This is a genomic window from Nocardia sp. NBC_01327, from assembly GCF_035958815.1.
GTDB lineage: Bacteria > Actinomycetota > Actinomycetes > Mycobacteriales > Mycobacteriaceae > Nocardia.
Genome location: NZ_CP108383.1, coordinates 39,171 through 59,459, shown reverse-complemented (window position 1 = coordinate 59,459; position 20,289 = coordinate 39,171). Strand labels below are relative to the sequence as shown.

General features: G+C 66.0%; 17 protein-coding genes and 1 riboswitch. Of the genes, 9 read left to right on the top strand and 8 right to left on the bottom strand.

The genetic code is table 11. The features are described 5' to 3' along the window. Positions 1-13: 13 nt before the first annotated feature. Positions 14-865: a bifunctional hydroxymethylpyrimidine kinase/phosphomethylpyrimidine kinase gene (gene thiD, locus OG326_RS00265; protein WP_327142615.1), complete on the bottom strand. Its 852-nt coding sequence runs from the start codon at positions 863-865 to the stop codon at positions 14-16. A gap of 80 nt (positions 866-945) precedes the next feature. Between thiD and OG326_RS00260 the strand changes: the two genes are divergently transcribed. Then, positions 946-2,094 carry a GTP-binding protein gene (locus OG326_RS00260; RefSeq protein ID WP_327142614.1) on the top strand — a complete coding sequence of 383 codons (1,149 nt, stop codon included), beginning with the start codon at positions 946-948 and terminating at the stop codon, positions 2,092-2,094. 53 nt (positions 2,095-2,147) lie between these two features. Here the strand turns inward: OG326_RS00260 and OG326_RS00255 are convergent, their stop codons facing one another. Further along, the gene (locus tag OG326_RS00255; RefSeq protein ID WP_327142613.1) at positions 2,148-3,284 is read right to left on the bottom strand and encodes an epoxide hydrolase family protein; all 1,137 of its coding nucleotides are present in this window, start codon (positions 3,282-3,284) and stop codon (positions 2,148-2,150) included. Positions 3,285-3,370: 86 nt separating this feature from the next. Between OG326_RS00255 and OG326_RS00250 the strand changes: the two genes are divergently transcribed. The 5 genes from OG326_RS00250 (at position 3,371) to dmpI (ending at position 6,900) form a co-directional block, all read left to right on the top strand. Further along, the gene (locus tag OG326_RS00250) at positions 3,371-4,021 is read left to right on the top strand and encodes a TetR/AcrR family transcriptional regulator (RefSeq protein WP_327142612.1); all 651 of its coding nucleotides are present in this window, start codon (positions 3,371-3,373) and stop codon (positions 4,019-4,021) included. A gap of 100 nt (positions 4,022-4,121) precedes the next feature. Beyond that, complete coding sequence (locus tag OG326_RS00245; protein ID WP_327142611.1) at positions 4,122-4,577, top strand: hypothetical protein; 456 nt, start codon at positions 4,122-4,124, stop codon at positions 4,575-4,577. A gap of 77 nt (positions 4,578-4,654) precedes the next feature. Then, positions 4,655-5,653: a peptidylprolyl isomerase gene (locus OG326_RS00240; RefSeq protein WP_327142610.1), complete on the top strand. Its 999-nt coding sequence runs from the start codon at positions 4,655-4,657 to the stop codon at positions 5,651-5,653. 16 nt (positions 5,654-5,669) lie between these two features. Further along, entirely contained in the window at positions 5,670-6,578 is a 909-nt protein-coding gene (locus OG326_RS00235) for a LysR substrate-binding domain-containing protein (RefSeq protein WP_327142609.1), read from the top strand. Positions 6,579-6,633: 55 nt separating this feature from the next. After that, a complete protein-coding gene (gene dmpI / locus OG326_RS00230; protein WP_327142608.1) occupies positions 6,634-6,900 on the top strand; it encodes a 4-oxalocrotonate tautomerase DmpI in 267 nt (88 codons plus the stop codon). Between the two features lie 107 nt (positions 6,901-7,007). Here the strand turns inward: dmpI and thiC are convergent, their stop codons facing one another. Both thiC and OG326_RS00220 read right to left on the bottom strand, forming a co-directional pair. Beyond that, entirely contained in the window at positions 7,008-8,675 is a 1,668-nt protein-coding gene (gene thiC / locus OG326_RS00225; RefSeq protein ID WP_327142607.1) for a phosphomethylpyrimidine synthase ThiC, read from the bottom strand. Further along, positions 8,667-8,793, bottom strand: a riboswitch (TPP riboswitch). It overlaps the preceding gene by 9 nt. 115 nt (positions 8,794-8,908) lie before the next feature. Then, positions 8,909-10,306: a lipase family protein gene (locus tag OG326_RS00220; RefSeq protein WP_327142606.1), complete on the bottom strand. Its 1,398-nt coding sequence runs from the start codon at positions 10,304-10,306 to the stop codon at positions 8,909-8,911. A gap of 97 nt (positions 10,307-10,403) precedes the next feature. Here OG326_RS00220 and OG326_RS00215 point away from each other — a divergent pair, with 97 nt between their 5' ends. The 3 genes from OG326_RS00215 (at position 10,404) to OG326_RS00205 (ending at position 14,632) form a co-directional block, all read left to right on the top strand. Beyond that, on the top strand, positions 10,404-11,078 hold the full coding sequence (locus tag OG326_RS00215) for a TetR/AcrR family transcriptional regulator (protein WP_327142605.1): 675 nt from the start codon (positions 10,404-10,406) through the stop codon (positions 11,076-11,078). 125 nt (positions 11,079-11,203) lie between these two features. Further along, positions 11,204-12,712 carry an HNH endonuclease signature motif containing protein gene (locus OG326_RS00210; RefSeq protein WP_327142604.1) on the top strand — a complete coding sequence of 503 codons (1,509 nt, stop codon included), beginning with the start codon at positions 11,204-11,206 and terminating at the stop codon, positions 12,710-12,712. A 748-nt stretch (positions 12,713-13,460) separates the two neighbouring features. Beyond that, positions 13,461-14,632, top strand: a protein-coding gene (locus OG326_RS00205) for an IS3 family transposase (RefSeq protein ID WP_442790893.1) whose coding sequence is annotated in 2 segments (ribosomal slippage) — positions 13,461-13,713 and positions 13,713-14,632 — 1,173 coding nt in all. Because the reading frame shifts where the segments join, the coding sequence is not laid out codon by codon here. A 55-nt stretch (positions 14,633-14,687) separates the two neighbouring features. Here OG326_RS00205 and OG326_RS00200 read toward each other — a convergent pair. From OG326_RS00200 to OG326_RS00185, 4 genes are all read right to left on the bottom strand, one after another. Next, entirely contained in the window at positions 14,688-16,967 is a 2,280-nt protein-coding gene (locus OG326_RS00200; RefSeq protein ID WP_327142602.1) for an MMPL family transporter, read from the bottom strand. 120 nt (positions 16,968-17,087) lie between these two features. Beyond that, a complete protein-coding gene (fahA, locus tag OG326_RS00195; RefSeq protein WP_327142601.1) occupies positions 17,088-18,263 on the bottom strand; it encodes a fumarylacetoacetase in 1,176 nt (391 codons plus the stop codon). A gap of 33 nt (positions 18,264-18,296) precedes the next feature. Continuing rightward, positions 18,297-19,502, bottom strand: a complete 1,206-nt coding sequence (locus OG326_RS00190; protein ID WP_327142600.1) for a homogentisate 1,2-dioxygenase — start codon at positions 19,500-19,502, stop codon at positions 18,297-18,299. A 110-nt stretch (positions 19,503-19,612) separates the two neighbouring features. Beyond that, entirely contained in the window at positions 19,613-20,239 is a 627-nt protein-coding gene (locus tag OG326_RS00185) for a TetR/AcrR family transcriptional regulator (protein WP_327146303.1), read from the bottom strand. Positions 20,240-20,289 lie beyond the last annotated feature (50 nt).

The following is a 20,289-nucleotide window of genomic DNA, read 5'->3' as shown; positions in this document are numbered from 1 at the left end:
GCATCTTTCCGGGTTACTGCGGACCCGTGTGCAGCCGCCACAGCGGGGAGACGGGACCGTGGCCCGCGCCCAGGTCGTACGAGGCTTCGAGGCAGCGGAAGGTCCACTCCTTGGCGAAGGCGACCGCGTCCGGCACCGAATAGCCGTGTGCGAGTGCGCAGGTGGTGGCGGCCGCGAGGGTATCGCCGCCGCCGTGGTCATTGCCGGTGGCCAGGCGCGGGGCGGGCAGCTCGTGGAAGGTGTCGCCGTCGAAGAGCAGGTCGGTGCTCATCTCGGAGGTGCGCAGGTGCCCGCCCTTGACGATGGCCCACTGCGCGCCGAGCGCGTGCAGGGCCTCGGCGGCCTTGCGGGCGGTGACCTCGTCCACGACCTCGATACCGGTGAGCAGCCGCACCTCGTCGAGATTGGGGGTGACGAGGGTGGCGAGCGGAATGAGCGTGTGCCGCAGCGCGTCCAGGGCTTCGGCGTGCAGCAGCGGATCGCCGTGCATGGAGGCCGCGACCGGGTCCACCACCAGTGGGATGCCGCCATCGCGGCCGATGCCGACCTCCCGGCAGACCTGGGCGACCGCCTCGATGATGGCGGTGGAGGCCAGCATGCCGGTCTTGGCGGCGCCGATGCCGATATCGCCGACCACGGTGCGCACCTGGCCCGCCACGATCTCCGGCGGAATCTCGTGGAAACCGCTGACGCCCAGCGTGTTCTGCACGGTGACCGCGGCGACCGCCACGCACGCGTGCACGCCGCAGAGCGCCATGGTGCGGGAGTCGGCCTGAATGCCGGCGCCGCCGCCGGAATCGGTGCCCGCGATGGTGAGTGCGCGGACGGGTGTCTGCCCGTTGGGGGAGAGCGGCAGGAGTTTCACGACACCGACCCTACGATCCCGCCGCCGTGCGTGGGCGACCCCACCCTGTCGCTGTTAATGAAAACCATTATCATTACCCCATGACTTCGGACCGAGAACCCGCCAAGCTGCCCGTGACCGTGCTCTCCGGCTTCCTCGGCGCGGGTAAGACGACCCTGCTCAACCACATCCTGGCCAATCGCGAGGGCCGCCGGGTGGCGGTCATCGTCAATGACATGAGCGAGGTGAATATCGACGCGGCCCTGGTGGCCGGCCAGGGGCATCTGGACCGCACGCAGGAGAAGCTCGTCGAACTCACCAATGGCTGCATCTGCTGCACCCTGCGCGAGGACCTCATTGAATCGGTGGGTCAGCTGGCCCGCGAGGGCCGCTTCGATCAGCTGATCATCGAATCCACCGGCATTTCCGAACCCATGCCGGTGGCCGCCACCTTCGAATGGGAATTCGAGGACGGTTTCACCCTCGGCGAGCTGGCCCGGCTCGACACCATGGTGACCGTGGTGGACGCCTCCACCTTCCTCGCCGAGGTGGTGCAGGGGCAGGCGCTCGCGGAGCGGAATCTGCAAGCGGGCGAGGGGGATGCGCGCACGATTGCCGATCTGCTGGTGGATCAGGTCGAGTTCGCGAATGTCCTGGTGCTCAACAAGACCGATCTGGTGAGCGCGAAAGCCGTTGGCACCGTGGAGGCTACGATCCGGCGGCTCAATCCGGCCGCGCGGATCGTGCACGCTTCGCACGGCGTGGTGGAGTTGGCGGAGGTGCTCGGCACCGGTCTCTACAACCCGGATATCGCCGCCCAGTTCGAGGGCTGGGACTCCGAGCTCGCGGGCGGGCACACCCCGGAGACCGAGGAATACGGGATCAGCAGCGTCACCTTCACCGCCGATCGGCCGTTCCATCCCGAACGCCTGGATGCCGCACTGGCACAACTGCATCGGCTGTTGCGCAGCAAGGGCTTCTTCTGGCTCGCCAGCCGTCCGGATATGGCGGCCATCTGGTCGCAGGCCGGGCCCAATCTGACCTTCGAGGCGGGTGCGTACTGGTCCGCATTGGAAATGCAGCCCGGTCAGGAAATCGTTTTCATCGGGGTGAAGCTCGATCGCCCGCATGTGCGGGATCTGCTGTACTCCGCACTGCTCACCGACGCCGAAATGGAATCCGGGCGGCAGGCGTGGCTCGGCTTCCGGGACCCCTTCCCGTCCTGGGGCCCGGCCCACGAGCACGCCTGAGGCGCGTCAGCGCCCGCACTCCGATCACGGAATGCGGGCCGCTGCTGCGAGATTCAGCTCAGCTGGGCGAAGAACTGCCGGATATCGGCGATCAAAACCTCGGGTGCCTCGTGCGCGGCGTAGTGCCCGGCCGCGTCATTGGCGCTGGTGGAATCCGGGCTCACGTCGTAGGCGTGCCAGCTCACGATGTTCTTGTGATCGCGGTCCGCGAAGCGGCGAATGGACTGGAAATCGCCCTTGAACATGGCCAGCGCCGTCGGCGTGGTGGTCGGTTCGGTCGGCTGCTCGGTGGCGTGCTGGTCCTCGTAGTAGAACCGGATCGAGGACCCCGAGGTGCCGGTCAGCCAGTAGATCGCCACATTGCCGATCACGAATTCATTGTCGAGGCTCTCGCCGAAAAGCTGTGCGTTCCATGCCAGCAACCCGATCGGCGAATCCGCGAGTGCGAAGGCCAGGGTCTGCGGCTGCTGGCCGTGCAGTGAGCTGAAGGCCATCTTGTTCTCGTAGAACCACTGCAGCTGCTGCAGTCCGGCCAGATCCTCCTCGGACAGGTCCGCCATCTCGGCCGGATCGCCCGAGGGGAACGAGAACAGCTGTGTCACATGGACTCCGATGACCTGCTCCGGGGCGATGCGCCCCATTTCGGGTGCGACGAACGAGCCGCCGTCATTGCCGATGGTCCCGAATCGGCTGTACCCCAGGCGATTCATGAGCTCGATCCAGGCGCGGGCGGTGCGGAAGCGGTTCCAGCCGGTGCTGCGGGTCGGGCCGGAGAAGCCGAAGCCGGGCAGTGACGGGATGACCACGTGGAAGGCCGGATCATCGGCGGATTCGGGTGCGGTGAGCGGTGCGATGACGTCCAGGTACTCCAGGATCGAACCCGGCCAGCCGTGGGTCAGGACGACCGGCGTGGCATCCGGGCGCTCGGAGCGAATGTGCAGGAAGTGGATGTCCTCACCGTCGATCTCGGTGGTGAACTGCGGGTAGGAGTTCAGCTTCGCCTCCAGGGCCCGCCAGTCGAAGCTCTGCGCCCAGTACTCGGCCAGGCCGCGAATGCGGTCGTTGGGGACGCCGTAGGCATCGGCGACGCCGGGGAGCTCGTTCGGCCACAGCGCCCGGTGCAGTCGATCGGCCAGATCGTCGAGCTGGGCCTGGGGGACGTCGATGCGGAAGGGGCGGATGGCGGTCATGATGTTCTCCTTGTTGGAACGGAATGTTTCGTTCTGTTTCAACCATAGCGGAACGGATCATTCCGTTCAAGTGGTATTCTCGATTCATGCCCGAATCAGTCGAAGTCCCAGCTCAGCGCGCTCTGCCCGGCCGCAGGGCGCAGGCCGCCCGCAATGACGAGCTCATCCTGGCCGCCGCGCGCGATGTCTTCCTCGCCGAACCCAAGGCCCCCATCTCGGCGGTGGCCGAGCGCGCGGGGGTCGGTATCAGCGCGCTCTACCGCCGCTACCCCAGCAAGGAGGATCTGCTGCGCACGCTCTGCTATGACGGGCTGCGCCGCTACAACATCGAAGCCGAAGCGGCGCTGACGGATCCGGACGGCTGGCACGGCTTCGTGGGCTTCCTGGAACGCGTCGTGGATGCCGACGTGCATTCGCTGACAACACATTTGGCCGGCACCTTCACGCCCGACGAGTCGATCGTCCCGGATGTCATGCGCTCCGCCGAGCTGAACGACGAGATCCTGCGCCGCGCACGCGAATCCGGCAGGCTGCGCAAGGATGTCACCACCCCGGACCTGGGCCTGATCCTCGAATCCTGTGCCGCCATCACACTTCCCGACCCGCAGCGTGCCGCCCAGCTGCGCCGCCGCGTCCTGGCGCTGCTCATCGACGGCCTGACCGGCGCCGGAGATCTGCCGGGTCCACCCCCGGCCCCGAACGAATTCGCACACCGCTGGCAACCGCCCGGCCGCTGATTCCGGCGACTCGCCGCCCGAATCTTTAGTCCCGCGTAGCGTTTGCGGTCTCGTCCTCGACACATAGGCCGTACCCCCGTTATCGACCACAGGAGTTTCGATGCGCTGGTTCCGCTCATTGCTCGCAGTTCCGTTCGCCGCCGGCGCCCTGCTCGCCGTAGCCGCACCGGCCCAGGCCGATCCTGTCACCACATTCACGCCCGCCTATACGATCGGCGGCGGGGCCTTCCCCTGCGCCGGTCAGATTGTGGCGTTCCACGACCCGCAGAACACCTTCTACGGCAGGCAAACCGTGTGGGTGCGAGCCGATTTCACCTATCTGCCCGTGCTGACCGGCGGTTGCGGCGCGACCGCGACCCTCAGCTGGAAGAACCTCGACAGCGGAGCGAGCGGCACCTTCCCGCCGGTCCCGCTCGGTGACGACACCCCCTTCGGCCCCACCGATGCGCTCTGGGTCCCGGAAACCCTTCCGACCGGCCCCGGTCGTGTCCAGGTCACCATCGACACCAACTTCCCGCACATTGCCGGTGGCGGCACCTACTACTCGCCCGAGTAGTGGCGCGATCCTCATCAGAACCGGCCGGTAACAGCACCTGGGTAAGGTGCGGCGGGTAGCGCAGGTGAGAGGACAGCATGAATCAGGATCCGGCGGGCATGCCGCCACAGCAGCAACCGGTTCATCCGGCACGGGACGCGTATCCCGCGCCTCCGCTGCCACCGGGCGCCTATCCGCCCGGTCCGCCGGTTTACGGCCCCGGTCCGGGATATCCGCCCCCGGGTCCGCCGCGCCGATCGGTGCCGAAGTGGCTGCTGGTGGCCATTCCCGCGGTGGTGGTGGCGCTTGTCGTGCTCACGGTCGCGGCGGTCGTCTATTCGAAGAAGTCCGAGGAGTCGGGCACCGCCCTGCCCATGACGACGTCGGCCGCCGCGTCGGCCCCGGAATCGGCCCCTGATTCCACCACCGCACCGGCCGCACCGGCCGGTGGCGCACTACCGGCTCCCGGCACGAAACCCGCCGCGGTGAGTTGTGTCTACCGGACGAAGGCCGGGGCGCAGCAGGGGCAGGCGCAGTTGCCGAAAACCGATGGTGTTCCGGCGAATACGAGCTCTTCGGTGACGCAGTATGTGATGGCGACCGGGCAGGGGAGCGTCGGGCTGAGTCTCAACAGCGCCGAATCACCCTGCACCGTCAATAGTTTCAGCAGTCTGGTGGCGCAGCACTACTTCGACGGCACGCACTGCCACCGGTTGACCACCGCCGACGATTTGAAGGTCCTGCAGTGCGGTGATCCGACGGGTACCGGAATGGGCGGTCCCGGATACGAATTCGATGACGAGTATCCGACCGACACCTTCGGCTCCACCGATGCCGCGGCGGCCTCCGGGCCGGTGCTGTACCCGCGCGGCACGCTCGCCATGGCGAATGCCGGTCCGGGCACGAACGGCAGCCAGTTCTTCCTCGTCTACGGTGATTCGCAATTGCCGCCCTCGTACACCGTTTTCGGGACCATCGACACGGCCGGGCTGGCGGTGCTCGACAAGGTCGCGGCGGGTGGAACGGACGAGAAAATGGGGCCGGGCGACGGCGGTCCGAAGCTTCCCGTCGACGTGAGTTCGATTCAGGCGCAGTAGGATTCAGGAACAGTAGATGGAACTGCGTCAGCTGCGATACTTCGTGACGGTGGCCGAGGAATTGCACTTCGGGCGGGCCGCCGAGCGATTGCATATTGCGCAGCCGGCGGTCAGCCAGCAGGTGCAGCGGCTGGAGCGGGACCTGAAAGTGCAACTGCTGGAACGCTCCCCGCGCCGGGTGCGGTTGACCGAGGCGGGAATGCGGTTCCTGCCCGGGGCGCGCGCCGTGCTGGCGGCGGCCGATCAGGCGCGGGCGTCGGTGGCGGATCTGGCAGGCGGGCGCGCGGAGGTCTTCCGGCTCGGCACCGTGACCGGGCTCGGGGAGCGGTTGGACGCGCTGCTGGAGGGGTTCGCCGAGCGGGCGCCGCAGGTGCGGGTCGAATTGGTCGCGCTGCCGGTGCAGGAGCGGATCAAGCAGGTGGCCGACGGGCGATTGGATGCCGCGTTCGTGCGGTCGCCGCAGGACAGTCCGGAGCTGGATCTGCTTCCGGCCTGGGATGATCCGCTCGTGGTGGCATTGCCCGCCCGGCATGCGCTGGCCGCGCAGGAGACGGTCCGCCTTGCCGATCTGGCCTCGCTCCCGATCCGGCTGATCGAGCGGCGTGAGCATCCGGCGCTGGTGGATCTGGTGCTTTCGGCTTGTCAGCGTGCCGGTTTCGAGCCCGTCCCGTTGCCCTCGCCCGCCTCCAGCACCTTGCAGGACACCATGGCCGCGGTGGGCGCCGGCGCGCCGATGTGGACCGTCGTCTACGCGTCGAACGCTCGCCTGGTGCATAACCCGAGGGTGGCGTTCCGGCCGTTCGCGGAGGCGGGCATGTCGCTGCCCATCGGATTGGCGGTCCGGTCGGGCGCCGTGTCGCCGCAGTTGAATCTGCTGGTCAGGTTGATTTCCGAGAGCGAGCAGGCGGGTTCGGACGCACGATAAGGATTGCTTATCGCAATGTGAACGCACTGGCCATTGGTTCGCGCTCCGCGCTGCGGTGAACTGTTCTCAGGCCGCCGGAAGAACCGGAAATCGGACGGGGCCAATCGAATTCGGCACATCGCAGAGGAGAGCAGTCATGCCCATCGTCACCATTCAGCAGGGCCCCCGCACCGTCGAACTCAAGCGCGAGCTGGTGCGGAGGGTGACCGACGCTTTTGTCGACGCGCTGCAGATTCCCGCCGAGGCCGTGCAGGTGTGGATCCAGGAGGTCCCCACCGACAGCTGGGCCATCGGGGGAACGCTCACCGCCGATAAGAAATAGGTTGTGCCGCAACAACGCCGGTGAACACTCGCCGGCGCGGACGAACCGGGCGTGCACCACTCGGCCAGGAACCGAGTAGTGCACGCCCAGTGCGTATTACGTGTGTTCTAGGAGACGACCGGCAGATAGACCTGATTGCCCGTCGAGGCGAATTCGGCCGACTTCTCGGCCATGCCGGCCTCGATGGCCGCCACATCGGTGAGCCCCTGCTTCTCGGCATATTCGCGGACATCCGCGGAGATGCGCATGGAGCAGAACTTCGGGCCGCACATGGAGCAGAAGTGCGCGGTCTTGGCGGGCTCCGCGGGCATCGTCTCGTCGTGGTACTCCCGGGCCGTATCGGGATCCAGGGAGAGCGCGAACTGGTCGTGCCAGCGGAATTCGAAGCGCGCCTTGGACAGTGCGTCGTCACGGTCCTGGGCGTGCGGGTGCTGCTTGGACAGATCGGCGGCATGGGCGGCGATCTTGTAGGTGATCACGCCGACCTTGACGTCGTCCCGGTTGGGCAGGCCCAGATGCTCCTTGGGCGTGACGTAGCAGAGCATGGCGGTGCCGGCCTGGGCGATGATGGCCGCGCCGATGGCCGAGGTGATGTGGTCGTAGGCGGGCGCGATATCGGTCGCCAGCGGGCCGAGGGTGTAGAAGGGGGCCTCTTCGCAGAGCTCCTCCTCCAGCCGCACGTTCTCCACGATCTTGTGCATGGGGACGTGGCCGGGGCCCTCGATCATCACCTGCACGCCATAGGATTTCGCGATCTTGGTGAGTTCGCCGAGGGTGCGCAGTTCGGCGAACTGGGCCTCGTCATTGGCATCCGCGACCGAACCCGGGCGCAGGCCGTCACCGAGCGAGAAGGTGATGTCGTACTTGGCCAGGATCTCGCAGAGTTCGCGGAAGTTGGTGTACAGGAACGATTCCTGATGATGCGCCAGACACCAGGCCGCCATGATCGAGCCGCCGCGCGAGACGATGCCGGTGACACGCTTGGCGGTGAGCGGCACATAGCGCAGCAGCACGCCCGCGTGCACGGTCATATAGTCGACGCCCTGCTCGGCCTGCTCGATGACGGTGTCGCGGTACAGCTCCCAGGTAAGCTGGGTGGGATCGCCGTTCACCTTCTCCAGCGCCTGGTAGATCGGCACGGTGCCGACCGGGACGGGGGAGTTGCGCAGAATCCATTCGCGGGTCTCGTGAATGTTCTTGCCGGTGGACAGATCCATGATGTTGTCGGCGCCCCAGCGGGTGGCCCACACCATCTTCTCCACCTCCTCGGCGATGGAGGAGCTCACGGCCGAGTTGCCGATATTGGCGTTGATCTTCACCAGGAACTTCTTGCCGATGATCATCGGCTCGGACTCGGGGTGATTGTGGTTGGCCGGAATCACGGCGCGGCCGGCGGCGACCTCATCGCATACCAGTTCGGCGTCGACGCCTTCGCGGGCCGCGATGAAGTGCATCTCCGGGGTGATGATGCCCGCGCGCGCCCAGGCCAGCTGGGTGCGCGGACCGGGGACATCGGGCTTGGTCCAGGTGTCGCGCACCTTGGGCAGCCCGGCCTGCAGGTCGATCACGGCATTGTCGTCGGTGTACGGCCCCGAGGTGTCGTAGACGTCGAACTTCTCGCCATTGGTGAGGTTGATGCGCCGCACCGGAATCCGCAGCGTCGTGCCGCCGGCCTCGACCTGCTCGTAATGCTTGACGCTGCCCTGAATGGGCCCGGTTGTCACGGTGTCGACCACGGCGGAACCGCCCTTGGGCACGACAGACTTCGATGACATGTGAATCCTCCCTACGCCGGCATTACCCGGTCAGGTTCATACGGTCGACGGCCCTGCTCCGCCCGAATGGGCTAGCCGTCCTCTCAGCCCGCTGGTGCGAGCCCCCGTTGGCATGATTACCGTGGCCGACCTTACCGGGTTGCCGGAGTGCGCGGACTCGGACAATCACACAGAACTGTTCGCGCAGGTGACACGCGGGAACTGGGCGGCCGCACGAGCGACCGCCCAGCGGGTCAGTGCTCCTGCGGGCCGATGGGCCAGCCCAGTGCGCCGAAGGTGGCGTTCAGGCTGATCTCGGTCTGGGTCGCCAGGGCGTCCAGATTGGCGAGCATGGTGACCACATTGTCGGTGCGGCAGCCGACCGGATCAGGTGCGCCGGGTGCGAACCGGCCGTTGATCCAGTTGAAGGCGTCCGCCATGCCGAGGGTGGTCAGGGTCAGGTGTTCGCTGAGATGGTCGCGCTTGTAGTAGACCGAGGTGCCGCCGTCACACCACTGCTGCACCATGCGATCGTTGGTGTACCAGGGCACGGCCTCGTCGTAGACGCCCTGGTAGACCATGGTCGGCGCGGTGGGCGGATTGCTGCCCAGCACAGTCGAATCGAAGACCTCCTTGACCTCCGGCAGGGCCAGGAAATCGGCGATGGGGATGGTCAGCATGCGCTGGTAGTCGGTGAACATGAGGGTGAGCGCATTGCGCGGCAGACATTGGTTGGCAGTGCGATCCATGATCGCCCGGCCCTCCGGTGTCATATAGCGGTCGACGGCGTCCGCGAACTTCGGATACGCATTGCGCAGTGAGGCGATGCCGACGCCGATGAGCGCGGCGAACATCGAACCGTTCACGTGCAGAAGCGATTCCACGTCCGAGACGGGCGCGCCCATGGCGATGCCCTTGATGTTCAGCTCGGGTGCGTACGTCGGCTGCATCTCCGCCGCCCACCCGCTGCCCATGCCACCGCCGGAGTAACCCCACAGTGCGACAGGGGTATTGACACCGTCCAGGCCGAGCGGGGAGAAACTCTCCGCCGCGCGCACGCTGTCCAGAATCATGTAGCCGGGTTCCTTGGCCACCGCGAGGTGCCCGTAAATCCCTTCGTAATCGGGAACATTGATGGCGTAGCCCTGGCTGATCGAGGCCGCCAGCTCCAGGTACTCGACCGTGGAGTGGATGCCCTCCAGCGCGGGCAATCCGCCGCCCTGCTGCAGGACGTACGACGGTGCGCAGTTCGGCGAGGTGCTGTCGTAGAAGAATTGATGCGATACGAGCGGGCGGCCGTGCGAGGTATCGGCGCCCTCCGGAATCGCGACGGTGGTGGCCGCGACCGCGGGCTGTCCGTTCAGATCGGTTGTGCGATAAAGCAATTGCCAGGACCGAATATGCACCGGCAGTACGGTGAGCACCGCCAGCTGCACTTCGCGGGAGCGCAGGATGGTGCCCGGTGCAGTCGATTCGAAACCGTCTGGCGCACTGTAGAACTGGTCGACGTTCACCGGTTCCGGCTGTGCGGCGGCCGGTGCCGTGGCCGCGCCCCCCAGCAGCACCGCGATGGATGCCGTCATTGCCGTCGAGAGCGCGGCCGCGGTAAACCGCCGCCACCCCCTCCGCCGGCGATCCCCATTGATAGCCACGTCTGTTCCCTTCGTCATCGACGTGACGACGATTACAACACGGCACCCTGTTGTCAACAAGATGTCTTTCTGAAACGCACCCGGCTATCGTCATGGCATGACCCGCAGCAAACCGGCCGCGGCGCCAGACCGGACCCCCGTGCGGCGCCGGATCCGCGGCCTCGACGCGGACGAGCGCAGCGCGCAACGGCGCCGGCAACTGCTCGCCGCCGCCACCGAACTCTTTGCCCGGCAAAGCTATTCGGGAACGTCGATCGAGCAGATCTGTCAGCAGGCCTACGTCGGCACCAAAGGCTTCTACGACCATTTCGACAGCAAGGAGGCGTGCTATACGGCACTGCTGGAACAGATCACCGCACAGATCCAGCAGCGGGTCGCGGAAACCGCCGCCGACACCGAGGGCCACGACTGGCCCGACCGCCTGCGCGCCCTCACCACCGCCTTCGTACACGCCATCGCCGACGACCCCCGCCTGGCCAAGGTCACCTTCGGCGAAGCAGGCGGAATCTCCCCCGCCGTCGAAGCCAAACGCCGCAGCAACCGCCGCTGGGCCGCCGCCTTCCTCAACCAGCAATGGCCACAACAGAATTCACTCACCGACCGCCAGGGCCTAGCCCTATGCCTCGCCACCATCGGAGGCATGTTCGAACTGGTCGCCGACTGGCTGCACCATCACGACGACGGCGAAGCCGCCGACACCGTAGAGACATTGACCGAGGACCTGACCCGATTCATCGCAGTGGTCGATAGCGGTCGACGGGGCGAGCGGTAAAAGACAAGATCGCCTGGATGAGAAGAAGAACAAGAGCAAATGATAAAACCCGAATATTCTGAATAGCCTTATATCACAACGGAATTCGCCTTTCCGGGTCTGTTTTCCAGCGGTAGAATAGAGGCATGGAATCAAGGGAAGAAACCGCAATCACGGCCAGTGCAGCCGCACTGGTCGCGGCGGTCGATACCCTCACCACCCTGTCGTTGATTCCGTTGCCCGACACCGACATCGTCGAGTTGATGCAGCAGATCGAAACCAGCACCCGCCGGTTGGCGTCAGTGCAACGAGACCTGATCGTACAAGCCTGTGCCCGGTCGTTGCCCACCAAGAACGGTTCCGGGAGCCCGGCCCTGTATTTGCAAGCGGTGCTGCACATCTCGCACGGGGATGCGATCAACCGGTGGCGCACCGCCGAAGACCTCGCCGTCTGGCACCGCGTCGGTGACGAACCCGACCCGGCCCCGATACTGCCGTGCTCGGCCCAGGCTCTCGATGACGGGGCGATCTCCCTCGATCATGTGCGGGTGATCCGGCAGGTCATGAACCGGCTGCCCAGCAAGGTCCCCGCCGAAGCCCGCGCCTACGCCGAAGAAGAACTGGCCCGGCAAGCACGCGCTTTGGATCCGACACATCTGCCTCGGATCGGGGAGCGGATCCTCGGTTACCTCGACCCGGACGGCACACTCACCGACGATGACGACCGGCAACGGCTGCGGTCGGCGAGTGCGAGTCCGCAACGCTACGACCTGATGTCCACCCTCACCGTCGAACTCACCCCCGATGCGCGTGGGGCCTTCGATGCGGTCATGGCCAAGCTGGCGCGTCCGGGCATGTGCAACCCCGCGGACAAGGAAAGCCCGTGGGCCGAGGACGAGGACAACCCGATCCCCCGGGACGTACTCGAAGCCTGCGCGGCCCGCGACGAGCGCACGAAGGTGCAGCGCCAGCATGATGCGTTGCTGGCGGTGCTGCACCCGGACTTCAACCCGGCCAAGCTCGGCTCCCACCGCGGGCTGCCGGTCTCGACCATCCTCACCATGAGCATCGAGGACGTGGAACGCGTGGCCGGGGTGGCTACCACCGCGACCGGTGGGACGGTGCCTGTTCCTGAGGCGTTGAAGTTGGTGGCCCGCCGCTCGAAGACGTTCGTGTTGGTGAAGAACAAGGACGGCATGCCGCTGCACCTGGGCGAGGCCCGGTTGGCGAATCCGGCGCAGCGGTTGGCGTTGATCGCCACCGAGCGTGGCTGCACCCGTCCGGGTTGCTCGGCTCCGGCGAGTATGGCGGCAGTGCATCATGTGACCGAGTTCTGCAAGGGTGGCCGCACCGACATCGAGAACCTGACCTTGGCGTGCGATCACTGCCACGCCCTGGTCAAGGACGGCCCGCGCGGGTGGAAGACGATCAAACTCGGTGCGGATTCAGACTTCCCGGGCCGTACCGCGTGGATCGCCCCTGCGCATGTGGACCCGTCCGGGACTCCGCAGGTCAATCATCTGCATCATCCTGGTGAGTTGATGGCTGAGGCTCCGCCGTCCCTGCGCCCTCGCCCGGTGTGTCGTGCCTGGGGGTTGTCCCCGATGCGGTACCGGGTGCTGCGCCGGGTCGCCCCACCGCCACCGCGACAATAGGTTCCTGCCCCTTGTGTCACCGACAGGTTGATCCTGTCGGTGCTAGAGGTCGTTGCCGGACAAGGTTTTTCGGGGTTTTGGTTTTCGATCCCTTGTTTCCGGGCGTCCTTGTTCTTTGATTCTGTGGTCTTTTCGTCTTCCGTCTCGAGAACGGGACCACAGCCGATCGACCCCGCCGGTACCGCAGGTATATCCGTACTGCGGGAGGTAAATCGGGTACCCCACCCGGCGCCACCAGCACGGCCATCTCGGGCCCTGCCCGCACCCAGTGACCCACCACTGCCTCTCGACGCATACAACCCAGGTGCACCGGCCTCATCTCGGCCTCGAAACCCTCCCGAAGAGGGCACCACACAACCCTTCTCCCCGACCACACAGCAGATATCCGCACGGCACAGACCCGATAACCGTTGTGCCACTGAGAGACCCGCTGTTCCATCCCCGGTGGCCGACGGTTTCTATGCCGAAACGGTCGGTGCACCTGGGTTTCTTGCCTCCCGGGCAGGGTTGGTCAGCACGGGGTGCGGGCAAAGCCCGAGATGGCCGTGCTGGGCACGTGGGGAGGGGTACCCGATTTACCTTCCGCAGTCAGGAGCGAACCTGCGGTACCAGCGGGGTCGACCGGCTGTGGTGCCGTTCTCGAGAACAAAACACGAAGAGCTTTTGGTTCGAGGGCTTAGGTGAGGCGCTGGAAGGTTCTCGGACAGTGGCCCCGAAGTAGAGTCGGGGTTCACCGAACGGAGTTGTTGTGGCACGGAAGAATACGCGGTATTCGCCGGAGTTTCGTGAGGCGGCGGCCAGAGAAGTGGTCGAGCGGTCACGGACGGTGGCCGAGGTTGCGCGCGAGTTGGGGTTGATCGAGCAGACCTTGAACTACTGGGTGAAGAACTATCGGCAAACCCATGTGGTCGTGGAGCCGGAGTTGTCGATACCTGATAAGGCGCGGTTGGCCGAACTCGAGCGCCGGGTGCGAGAGTTGGAGGCGGAGAACGAGTTCCTGGGAAAATCGGCGGCCTTCTTCGCGAAGAGGTTCCGGTGACCGCGAAGTACGCGTTCATCGAATCCGAAGAAGGAAACTACCCGGTCTCCAGGATGTGCAGGTGGTCGAAAGTATCCAGGTCCGGCTATTATGACTGGAAGAGCAGATCGGTCTCGGTGACCACTGTTCGGCGCGAGATCCTTTCTGCTGAAGTTCAATTCGCGTTCGAACATTCCGACGGCACGTATGGGTATCGTCGCGTCCACGCTCAGCTCGCCCGGTGGGGCACCATCGCCGATCCGGAGACGGTGCGGTCGATCATGCGTGAGTTGGGTTTGGTGGCCTGCCAGCCGCGCCCGTTCCGGCCGGTCACGACCCTCGCCGGCGACGCAGGCGTGTTGCTGGACCTGGTACGGCGTGACTTCACCGCCGACCGGCCCGGCCTCAAGCTGGTCGGCGACATCACCTACGTTCGTACTGCGGAGGGCTGGCTCTATCTCGCGACTGTGCTGGATTGTTTTTCCAAGAAGGTAGTCGGCTACGCGATGGCCGAACACATGCGTGCCGAACTCGTCACAGACGCGTTGCGAATGGCTTGCCGCACAGTTGCTTTCGTGCCAGGGGTCACGGTATTCCATTCCGACCGCGGTACTCAATATCTGTCCGCGGAGTTCGCCGGTGTCGCGAAGGAATTGAACATTCTCCGGTCGGTGGGGCGGACCGGGGTCTGCTACGACAACGCCTGGGCCGAATCATTCAACGGGACCTTGAAGAATGAACGTGTCTACCGGACGCACTATCGGACCAGGGCAGCTGCCGAGGAAGACATCACTCGTTATATCGAGTTGCGGTACAACCAGATTCGGCTGCACTCAGCGATTGGCTACCGCACACCCAACGAGGTAGAGTCCGAATGGTCCGAACAGAACCAGGCAGCCTGACAGACCAAACCCTCACTGTCCGAATTCCTTCCGGCTCCTCATAGGTGGTGGCTGGTTATTGCTTTGTCAGGGCGGGTTCTTGTTGGGGAATGGGGGTTGGGTGGTCGGTGGGGGTTTCTTCCAGGCCGATTCGTTTGTGTAGGGCGGCTAGGGGTTTGGGGGACCACCAGTTGGTGGTGCTCATCAGGCGCATCAGGGCGGGGGCCAGGAGGGCTCGGATTACTGTTGCGTCGGCTATTACTGCCAGGGCCAGGCCTATGCCGAAGAGTTTCATGGCGGTGACTTCGGAGGTGGCTACTGCCAGGAGGACTACTGCCATCAGGCCTGCTGCGGCGGTGAAGATTTTGCCGGTTCGGGCTACGCCGAGGGCCACTGAGCGGGTGTTGGCTTCGGGGGTGCGGTCGGAGGCCAGCCATTCCTCGCGGATGCGGGAGAGCAGGAAGACCTCGTAGTCCATGGACATGCCGAAGGCCAGGCAGAACATGAGGATCGGCATGAACATGTCGACGCTGCCGGTGGGGGTGAATCCGAGGACGCCCGCCAGGTGGCCTTCCTGGAAGATCCAGATCATGGCGCCGAAGGTGGCCGTCAGGGACAGCACATTCAGCAGCAGCGCCTTCACCGGCAGCACCACACTGCCGGTGAACAGGAACAGCAGGATGAGGGTGATCACCGCGATTGCCGCCCCTGCCAGCGGAAGTCGTGAGATGACCGAGTCCATGGTGTCCTTGTTCAGCGCCGCCGCACCACCGAACAGCACCGGACCGGGCGCAGGTACCGCACGCAGTGCTTCCAGCTGCGTCTTGCCTGCCTCGGTGAAGGGCGATTCCCTGGTACCGATGGACAGATAGGCTCCATCCGGCCCGGCCATCTGCGAAATCCCCGCCGCCACCTTGCGCACGCCGGTGCCGTCGTCGGCGTACACGCCGTCACTCGACAGCACCGCGGGCACTCCGGGCACCTTCGCCAATGCCGTTGCGTAGTCGCGAATCTCGGTGGGTGAGCCGTGGAATCCGGGCAGTACGACCACCGCGCTGGAAGCCATATTCGCGTTGAAGTCTCCGCGCACCGCATCACCGACCTGACGGCTGGAGGCGAAGGTGCCGATCATTCGATCGTCGGGCGTGCCGAAATGTGCTGACAGGAAAGGGGTTCCGAGCAGCAGCAGAATCGCGGTGACAGCTACGGCTACCGGGACCGGCCGCTTCATGACGCCCGATACCAGTCGATACCAGCCGCTGTCCTCGGCACGCACCACGGTCCGCTCACCGCGACCCAGCAGACGCCGCAGCGGCTTTCGCAGATCCCAGGCATTCACACGGTCGCCGAGCAGGATCAGCGCGGCGGGCAGCAGCAGGACCGCCGCACCCACCGCGGCGGCCACGACCGCGACACCGGCATAGGCGAAGGATTTGAAGAACGGCTGCGGGAACACCGCCAGCGCGGCCAGGGCCAGAGCGACCGTCAGCCCGGAGAACACCACGGTCCGCCCGGCCGTCTGCACCGCGCGCAGAATGGCGGCCCGGCTGTCGAGACCGTTGCCGAGTTCCTCGCGGTATCTGCTGACTATGAACAGGCTGTAATCGATGGCGAGGGCCAAGCCCAGCGCGCTGGTCATATTCAGCGCGAAGATGGAGACGTCCATGAACACGGTCATCAGCCGCAGAATGCCGAGGGTCGCCGCAATCGCGAAGAACCCCACCATGAGTGGCAGCGCCGCCGCGATCACACTGCCGAACACCAGGACCAGCAGCAGCCCGGAGACCGGCACGGCAATGGATTCGGCCAGGATCAGGTCCTTCTCCACCTGATGGTTGATATCCGCGAAACTGCCGGCCATACCGCCGACCCGCACCTGCACACCCTCGCGGTCGCCGTTGATATCCGCGCTGAGCGCCACGGCCCGGTTCTGCACCTCGTTATCGGTGCCCAGGATGGTGGCCATGATCAGGCCGCGATGACTGTCCTTGCTGCGCAGTGCGGTGGCCAGATCCGGACGGGACGTCAGATTGGTCCAATACGACTGCACCCCGGTCACATTCGGATCCTGGGTGAGCCGATCGGTGACGCTCTGCGCCTCCTGGCGTGCCGCGGGACTGTTGACCCCGGCATCGGTGCTGACCATGACGATCAGATTGGGGTTGCCGCCCGGGAAGTGCTTGTCGATGAAGTCGTTGGCCTGCACCGACTCCAGCTCGGGGGTGAGGTAGCCGCCGCCGACCATATGCGATTTCGCGGTGGCGCCGAAGCCACCGCAAATGATCATCAGCAACAGTGCGGCCACCAGGACGGCGCGCGGGCGCGTCATGGCGAACCGGGCAAGATTGGTCAGCATTGACGCACACCCTCCGAAGTCATTCGACTTCGGAACGGTAGCGTTCCTGAGTTCTTCCTAGCGATCGACAGTGACCATGGTCATGGACATATCGATCAGCTATTACTCAGCGATAGGCCTCTACTGCTTCGCGATGCGGCCCCGCACCTCACCGAGAGTCAGCCGCCCGCCACCCGCCGCCGGTGCGGTGGCCGTGACCACCACCTCGTCGCCGTCCTCCAGGAAAGTGCGCGGCACCCCGTCCAGATCGATCGGCTCGCTGCCGCCCCAGCTCAATTCCATGAAGGAACCCCGCTCCTGCCGTTCCGGCCCGGAGATGGTGCCGGAGGCGAACAGATCGCCGGTGCGGGTGGACGCGCCGTTGGCCGTCATATGCGTCAGCAGCTGCGCCGGGGACCAGTACATGCGGCCGAACGGGGGAGTGCTGACCTGCTGCCCGTTCCACTCCACCGCCAGCTCGATATCCAGGCCCCAGGGCGCGCTGTCGCGCAGATAGGGCAGCGGCTCCGGATCCTGCTCCGGCAGGGGAATCCGCGCCGCCACCAAGGCCTCCAGGGGCGTCACCCAGGCCGAGAGCGTGGTTGCGAAGGACTTGCCGAGGAACGGGCCGAGCGGCTGTCCCTCCCAGGCCTGGATATCGCGGGCCGACCAGTCGTTCACCAGGGCCACGCCGAAAACGTGTTCGGCGAAGTCGCCGGTCGGGATCGGAGCGCCCAGATCCGAACCCGCGCCCACCAGGAAGCCCAGCTCGGCCTCGATATCCAGGCGGCGGGTCGGCCCGAAATCCGGTGTGCCGGACTCGGTCCGGCGCTGACCCTGCGGGCGGGTGAGTTCGGTGCCCGATACCACCACCGTGCCGGCCCGGCCGTGATAGCCCACCGGTAGATGCCGCCAATTCGGCAGCAGCGGTTCGCCATCGGGGCGCAGCATGCGGCCCATGGCGGTGGCATGGTCGATGCTGGCGTAGAAATCGACGTAGTCGGCGATCCGCACGGGCAGATCCAGCTCGATCGACTGCACCGAATGCACTGCCGCGGCGGAGAATTCGTGCTCGGCCGCGGCCTGGATCAGCTCCCGCACCTCGCGCCAGCACTGCGGGCCCTGGGTCATGAAGGCGTTCAGGCTGGGCTGCGCGAACATCGGATCGTCCAGCGCCACCGCCAGATCGATGACGCTGTCGCCCAGCCGCGCACCCACCCGCGGCTGTTCGCCCAGCGGGCGGAACACGCAGTACGGCAGATGCGCCGGGCCGAATCCGGAGTCCGCGGGGACCTCGATCCGCACACGACTATTCATACCCACCCCTGCTCGTCGTCATCGGTGTTCGGCTCAAATCCACTGGGAGGGTCCGCGACCGGACCAGGTCCAGGCATAACCGGGGTCCTCGCAGGCCTGTGCGGCCGCACCGAGCTGCAGCGGATGGAAGGTATCGACCATGACCGCCAGCTCGTCGAAGAATTCGATGCCGATGCTGCGCTCGTACGCACCGGGCTGCGGGCCGTGCGCGTACCCGCCCGGATGCACCGATACCGAGCCCTGGCCGATGCCGGAACCCTTGCGCGCCTCGTAGTTTCCGCCGCAGTAGAACATGATCTCGTCGGAGTCCACATTGGAGTGGTAGTACGGCACCGGAATCGAGAGCGGGTGGTAGTCCACCTTGCGCGGCACAAAATTGCAGACCACGAAGTTGTTGCCCTCGAACGCCTGATGGGAGGGCGGCGGTTGATGCACCCGGCCGGTGAGGGGTTCGAAATCGGCGATATCGAACGCGAACGGGTACAGGCAGCCGTCCCAGCCCACCACATCGAACGGGTGCGCGGCGTAAACCAGTCGGGTGCCGACGATCTCACCGGCGGGCCGATGCTTGACCAGCACCTCCACATCGGCGCCCTGCGCCTCGAACGGCTCCGCCGGTCCGTGCAGATCGCGCTCGCAATAGGGGGAGTGCTCCAGCAGCTGACCGTATTTGGAGAGGTAGCGCTTGGGCGGCGTGATATGCCCGGTGCCCTCGATAATGTAGGCGCGCAAGGGTTCCGGGCCGTCCGGCAGCCAGCGGTGCGTGGTCGCGCGGGGGAGCAGCACCTGATGGCCCTGGTGCACCCGCAGCACGCCGAACACCGTCTCCACGGTGCCGCTGCCGGATTCGATGTAGACCAGCTCGTCACCGATGGCATTGCGGTACAGCGGTGATTCCCGCAGTGCGGCCACATAGGAGAGGCGGACATCGGCATTGCCGAGCAGTAGTCGCCGACCGGTGACTATATCGCTCTCCGCGGGCCTGCCCTCGGGGAACAGCTCGTGCAATTTCAAATGCCGGTGCCGCAGTGGATGATTCGGGTAGGTGCGCTGATCCGGGAGTGCCCACACCGTCGAATCCACAATGGCGGGCGGCAATCCGCGGTGATAGAGCAGAGAGGAGTCGCCGGAGAAACCCTCTTCTCCCATCAGCTCCTCGTAGTAGAGCCGGCCCTGCTCATCACGATGCTGGGTGTGCCGCTTCGGCGGCACCGCCCCCACCTGTCGATAGAACGTCATCGCCGTCTCCCACTGACTGATGGTCCCTTGTCCATCGTAGCCACCGGATTGCCGACGCGGCCGCGGAATTGCTCAGGCGCAGTGTTGTTCAGGCGTGCCGCAGGGTTTGTTCAGGCGTGCCGCAGGGCGCGATAGACGGCCGCGCCGACGAATTCGCCCAGCGTGTCCGAGGTCCAGTCGCCCGGTTCGGTGAGCAGCGTGCGCACCGCGCCCTCGCCCGCCGACACCCACAATTCCACCAGTGCGGCCAGTTTGTGCTCGGCGTCGACGGTGCCCCAGGCGCGCAGGGTCGGGCGCAGGCGGCGGGTGCAGCGCTCCACGGCCAGCTCGCGGGCGCGCCCGAAGGAACTGGCCACGGCCGGATCGGGATTGCCGTACAGCAGCCGCCAGCCGTCGGGGCGGGCGGTGGCGGTCTGCAGCAGGGCGCGGAAACCCTCCACGAACACGGCCTCGTCGGCCTCGACCCGGCGGCGGGGCAGTGCCGCCAGCACACCGGTGAGCATGAGGTCTTCCTCGCGCCGCAGCAGCGCCTCGATGAGCTCCACGCGATCGGCGAAGCAGGCGTAGACGACCGGGCGGGTCACCTTCATGCGATCGGCGACGGCGGCAATGGTCACCGCGGCGATGCCGTCGTCGGCGGCAATCTTGAGGGCGGTGTCGAGCACCTGCGGGCGGCGGCGTTCGGGCCCGAGATGCCGCGCGCGCTGGCGTGGTCGTACAGCCGATTCGGTGCCCATGAGCACCGACCATAGCAGCGTGGGCGGGCGGGGGAACGGCTGGTCGCGGC